4 protein-coding genes and 2 pseudogenes are annotated in these 4,737 nt (G+C 59.0%); 5 read left to right on the forward strand and 1 reads right to left on the reverse strand.

Annotation, left to right across the window (positions count from 1 at the left end; all coding sequences use genetic code 11):
* Nucleotides 1-221 (forward strand): annotated as a pseudogene (locus tag RNA01_RS22825) (DDE-type integrase/transposase/recombinase); the annotation flags it as partial.
* A 64-nt stretch (nucleotides 222-285) separates the two neighbouring features.
* Nucleotides 286-474 (forward strand): annotated as a pseudogene (locus tag RNA01_RS22830) (transposase); the annotation flags it as partial.
* Nucleotides 475-611: 137 nt separating this feature from the next.
* Here RNA01_RS22830 and RNA01_RS22835 read toward each other — a convergent pair.
* Nucleotides 612-1,382, reverse strand: coding sequence for a DeoR/GlpR family DNA-binding transcription regulator (locus tag RNA01_RS22835; RefSeq protein WP_147182391.1), 771 nt, complete (start codon nucleotides 1,380-1,382; stop codon nucleotides 612-614).
* A gap of 480 nt (nucleotides 1,383-1,862) precedes the next feature.
* Between RNA01_RS22835 and RNA01_RS22840 the strand changes: the two genes are divergently transcribed.
* The 3 genes from RNA01_RS22840 to RNA01_RS22850 all read left to right on the forward strand — a co-directional run.
* Entirely contained in the window at nucleotides 1,863-2,375 is a 513-nt protein-coding gene (locus tag RNA01_RS22840) for a TRAP transporter small permease subunit (protein ID WP_147182392.1), read from the forward strand.
* The gene (locus RNA01_RS22845) at nucleotides 2,372-3,709 is read left to right on the forward strand and encodes a TRAP transporter large permease (protein ID WP_147182393.1); all 1,338 of its coding nucleotides are present in this window, start codon (nucleotides 2,372-2,374) and stop codon (nucleotides 3,707-3,709) included. Before RNA01_RS22840 ends, RNA01_RS22845 begins: the two co-directional genes overlap by 4 nt.
* A gap of 48 nt (nucleotides 3,710-3,757) precedes the next feature.
* A partial coding sequence (locus RNA01_RS22850; RefSeq protein WP_147182394.1) for a twin-arginine translocation signal domain-containing protein occupies nucleotides 3,758-4,737 on the forward strand: 980 nt, incomplete at its 3' end.

Here is a 4,737-nt window from a genome sequence, read left to right on the forward strand (position 1 = left end):
CTTCCGACGAGGATCGAAAAGCGGCTTCGGCGTTTCGCCGGCCACATTGCGGACCTGTCAGGATTGATGGGGTTTCTGCCAAGACCCGCGGCAGATGGCGATATCTGTGTCGAGCCATCGACAGACACGGCAATCCGGTAGATTTCCTGTTGACCGCCAAGCGCGATCTCGATGCAGCCAAGCGGTCCTTCCGTAAGAGGTTCAAAGGCCAGCCCTTGTTGTGACCTGAGACCCTGAACTTCCTCCAGATTTTGGTAGAGTCCGTCACATCAAGGAGACGGAGGAATGAAGCGTTCACGGTTCACGGAAGAACAGATCATCGGGATATTGAAGGAGCAGGAGGCGGGCGCGAAGACGGTTGATGTCTGCCGCAAGCACGGCATCTCGGATGCAACCTTCTACAAATATAAGGCGAAGTATGGCGGCATGGACGTGTCCGATGCCCGCAAGCTGAAGGCGCTTGAGGACCAGAACGACCCGCCTGCGCATCTCTTCGGACTGTAAAACGTTAAAGAAGCATAGAGATAAAGATGCTCAGGGGGGAACCGCGCGCTCGGAAAATGTCTGCGACAGGCTCGTCCGTCTGAGAGAAAGAACGATGCCCGCGCGGCTTATGGCGTCAAGATCCGCACATTGGCCGCCGTCAGCGCCCGCGTCATAGCCTCGGAGGGGTGAGCGTCGGTGACAAGCGTGTCGACGCGCGAGAGCGGGGCAACCTCGAAGACGGCGCGGCGGTCGAACTTGGAGTGATCGGCGAGCACCGTCACGAGATCCGCGCGTTCGATCATGGCCTTCGCCATTTCGGCTTCCTGAAGATCGAAGTCCATGACGCTGGATCCATCCAGCGCACCGGCGGTGAGCACTGCATGGCGGGCACGGAATTTTCCGACCTGTTCCAGCGCAAGCGGTCCAAGGCTCTCGCCGGCATCCGCGCTGTAGGCCCCGCCGATCAGGAAAAGGGTGTGGCTTGGATTAACCGCCAGCGTGGCGGCGATGCGCGGCGAGTTGGTGACGACGACAAGTCCGTCGAGGCCGGCAAGTGCTTCAGCCAGCGCCACCGTCGTGCTGCCGGTATCGATGAAGAGGGAATCGCCAGGTTTGAACAAGCGGCAGGCAGCACGCGCCAGCTTGCGCTTGGCCTCGGCATTCTGCGCGAGCCGCTGCGCGAAGGGCCCTTCCTTTTCGAGCGAAGCCGCCGGCACCGTCATCGGCCGCGCCCCGCCATGAAACTTGCGAAGCCTGCCCGCGGCATCGAGTCGCGTCAGGTCGCGACGGACCGTCTCCCGTGAGACATCCAGAGCCTCGGCCAGAGCCTCTACCGCCATCTCGCCGGTGCGGCCCAGAAGCGCGACGATCTTTTCCCGGCGTTCGGATGGCTGCACCTCGGTATTTCCTTCGATTCTGCTGCGTAATTTTGGGAGGAATTGCATGCATCGCCCGATCAGTCAAACCAATCCTCATTATCGTGACTAAACAGTCATTATTTGCCTCCACATAAATGACCGTTCGGGCGAAAATTGAAAATTTGGTCTTTCTTTCGAGAAAAAAGCAGCTAATCTGCGCGGATGCGAGACAATCGAAAAGGTCGCATCTACGCCTGAGGGCGCAAGGGGAACGAAATGACAATTTCAGAAATACACGGCAGCCGGCCGTAGCGGTCGGGTTTGATACTTGAGGCTCGGGCAGTGCTCTGCCCCGTTGCCTGACGCGGAAGCCTGCTTTCCGCTTGATCGTTTTGCTGACGGATCCAGCGGTGCCGCGCCCCGGCACCGGGCGATGGTCCGTGCGCGTTTTTATCGCCTGTGACGGAGCAGAAGTTTGACCATCAATCATACCGAACCGCCTTCTTCTGGAGGATTGCCATGCATCCGCTGATTGCCAGCTACGTTCGTATAACGGACCGGATTTCGGATTATGTCGGCTATCTCGCCGCCTCGCTCATCTTCATGATGGGCGGCACACTGATCTTCGACGCGATCACCCGCAACCTCATCAGGATGCCCGTGCACTGGGCGGTAGAACTGACGCAGTTCACGCTCGCCGCCTATTATTTCATGGGCGGTCCGATCACGCTCAAGAACAACGATCATGTGCGCATGGACCTCTGGTATTCGACGCGCTCCCCCAAGGGCAAGGCGAAGATCGACCTCGCCATGTCCTTCTGTCTGATTTTCTATCTGGGTGTTCTGCTCGCAGGCGGCATTTCGAGCCTCGCCTATGCGATCGAGACCAATGAGAAGCGTTTCTCGATCTGGAACCCCTCTGTCATTCCGATCAAGGCCCTGATGGTTGTCTGCATCGTGCTGATGCTGATGCAGGCCTTCTCCCTCGTCTTCAAGCACATTGCCACGATCCGTGGAAAGGAGCTGGCATGAGCTATGAAATGATCGCGTTGCTGATGTTTGCATCGATGGTGCTGCTGCTCGTCACGGGTCAGCGCGTCTTTGCAGCCATCGGTTTCGTCGCAGCCGGCGCCGCATTGCTGCTTTATGGACAGGGTGCTGCGGAGTTACCGTTCAACCAGGTGTTCAAGCTGTTCAACTGGTATGCCATGCTCACCCTGCCCATGTTCATCTACATGGGCTACATCCTGTCGGAATCCGGCATCGCCGAAGATCTCTACAAGATGCTGCATGTCTGGTTCGGGCGAGTGCGTGGCGGTCTTGCCATTGGCACAATCCTCCTGATGGTCATCATCTCGGCGATGAACGGTCTTTCCGTCGCCGGCATGGCCATCGGCGCGACCATTGCGCTGCCGGAAATGCTGCGCCGCGGCTATGACAAGGTGCTGATCTCCGGCGTCGTGCAGGGCGGCTCCTCGCTCGGTATCCTCATTCCGCCGTCGGTGGTGATGGTGCTTTATGGCATGATCGCCCGCCAGCCGGTTTCCAAGCTGTGGTTCGCCGGCCTCATCCCCGGCCTGCTGATGGCGGTTCTCTTCGTGCTCTATATCGTGATCCGCGCAAGGCTGAATCCGAAGCTCGCGCCGACCGTGCCGGAAGAAGAGCTGAACATGCCGTTTCGCGAGAAGCTGGCACTCGCAAGGGCGGGCATCATTCCCTTCGCCATCTTCTTCTTCATGACCGGTCTCTTCGTCTCCGGTTATACCAGCCTTGTCGAAAGCTCCGCCGTGGGCGCGACTTCGGCCACACTCGCCGCCATCGTGAAGGGCCGCTTCACGTGGAGGCTGGTGCGCGAAACCTCGATGAAGACGCTCTCCGTCTCCTGCATGTTCATGTGGCTGATCCTTGCCGCACTCGCCTTCGGCGCGGTGTTCGACGGGCTTGGCGCGGTCAAGGCCATCGAGACACTGTTCATCAAGCAATGGGATCTCGACCCCTGGACCATCATCATCATGATGCAGATCAGCTTCCTGATCATGGGCATGTTCCTTGATGACACTGCGATGCTCGTCATCGTGGCGCCGCTCTATGTTCCGCTGGTCAAGGCGCTCGATCTAGGCTTCGAAAACCAGCTCATTTGGTATGGTGTGCTCTACACCATCACCTGCCAGATCGCCTACATCACGCCACCGTTCGGCTACAACCTCTTCCTGATGCGCTCTCTCGCGCCCAAGGAGATCACCCTCATCGACATCTACAAATCCATCTGGCCCTTCGCGGCGATCATGGCCCTCACCATTGTGCTGGTCATGATCTTCCCGGAGCTGGCCCTATGGCTTCCAGAGCAAGTGAAGGTGAAAGGCTGATCCCACGGGATCAGCCACGCATAACAATAAACTCAAGAGGAGAATGACATGACAGACGACACCAAAAAGCAAAGTCCATCGGAAAAGATCCTCGCGACGCGTCGAAATTTCCTGACCAAGGCCAGCATCGGCGCAGGCGCAGCCGTCGCCGGCTCGACGCTTGCCGCTCCCTATGTCAACGCGCAGAGTGGCCCAATCAAATGGCGTCTCCAGACCTATTCCGGCGCTCCGCTCGGGGCACACGTCATCAAGCCGCAGATCGAGGCCTTCAACAAGGCCGCCAATGGCGAGATGGAGATCGAGCTCTACTACGCCGACCAGCTCGTCCCGACTTCCGATCTCTTCCGCGCCCTGCAGGCCGGCACCATCGACGCCGTGCAGTCGGACGAAGCGACCATGGCATCGCCGGTTGATATTGCCGTCTTCGGCGGCTACTTCCCCTTCGCAACCCGCTACAGCCTCGATGTGCCGGTGCTGTTCAAATATTACGGCCTGAAGGAAATCTGGGAAGAAGCCTATGGCGAGGTCAAGGATGTGACTTGGCTTTCGGCCGGCGCTTGGGACCCGCTGCACGTCTTCACCGTCGACAAGCCTATCAAGAGTCTTGCCGACATGCAGGGCCTGCGCGTGTTCGGCGTCCCAACGGCCGGAAAGTTCCTGTCGCGCTACGGCCTCGTGCCTGTCACCATTCCATGGGACAACGTGGAAGTCGCGCTGCAGACGGGCGAACTTGACGGCGTGGCATGGTGCGGTTTCACCGAAGCCTATGAAGTGGGCTGGGCGGACGTCTGCAAGTATGCACTGACCAACTCGGTCACCGGCGCATGGTTCGGGTCCTATTTCGCCAACTCGGCAAGCTGGCAGAAGGTGCCGCCGCATCTGCAGGAACTGTTCCTCATCACCATCGACCAGTCGCATTACTACCGCGACGTCTGGTACTGGGGCGGCGAAGCCAAGCTGCGTGTCGAGGGCGAAAAGATGGAACTCACCTCGCTGCCGAAGGAAGAATGGGCGCAGGTCGTTAAGGA

It is taken from the genome of Paenirhizobium naphthalenivorans, from assembly GCF_007992095.1.
GTDB classification, from domain to species: Bacteria; Pseudomonadota; Alphaproteobacteria; order Rhizobiales; family Rhizobiaceae; genus Allorhizobium; species Allorhizobium naphthalenivorans.

Excerpts from the sequence above, each read along its gene's own strand:
- RNA01_RS22840 (WP_147182392.1), top strand. The coding sequence starts at position 1,863 with ATGCATCCGCTGATTGCCAGCTACGTTCGTATAACGGACCGGATTTCG.
- RNA01_RS22845 (WP_147182393.1), top strand. The coding sequence starts at position 2,372 with ATGAGCTATGAAATGATCGCGTTGCTGATGTTTGCATCGATGGTGCTG.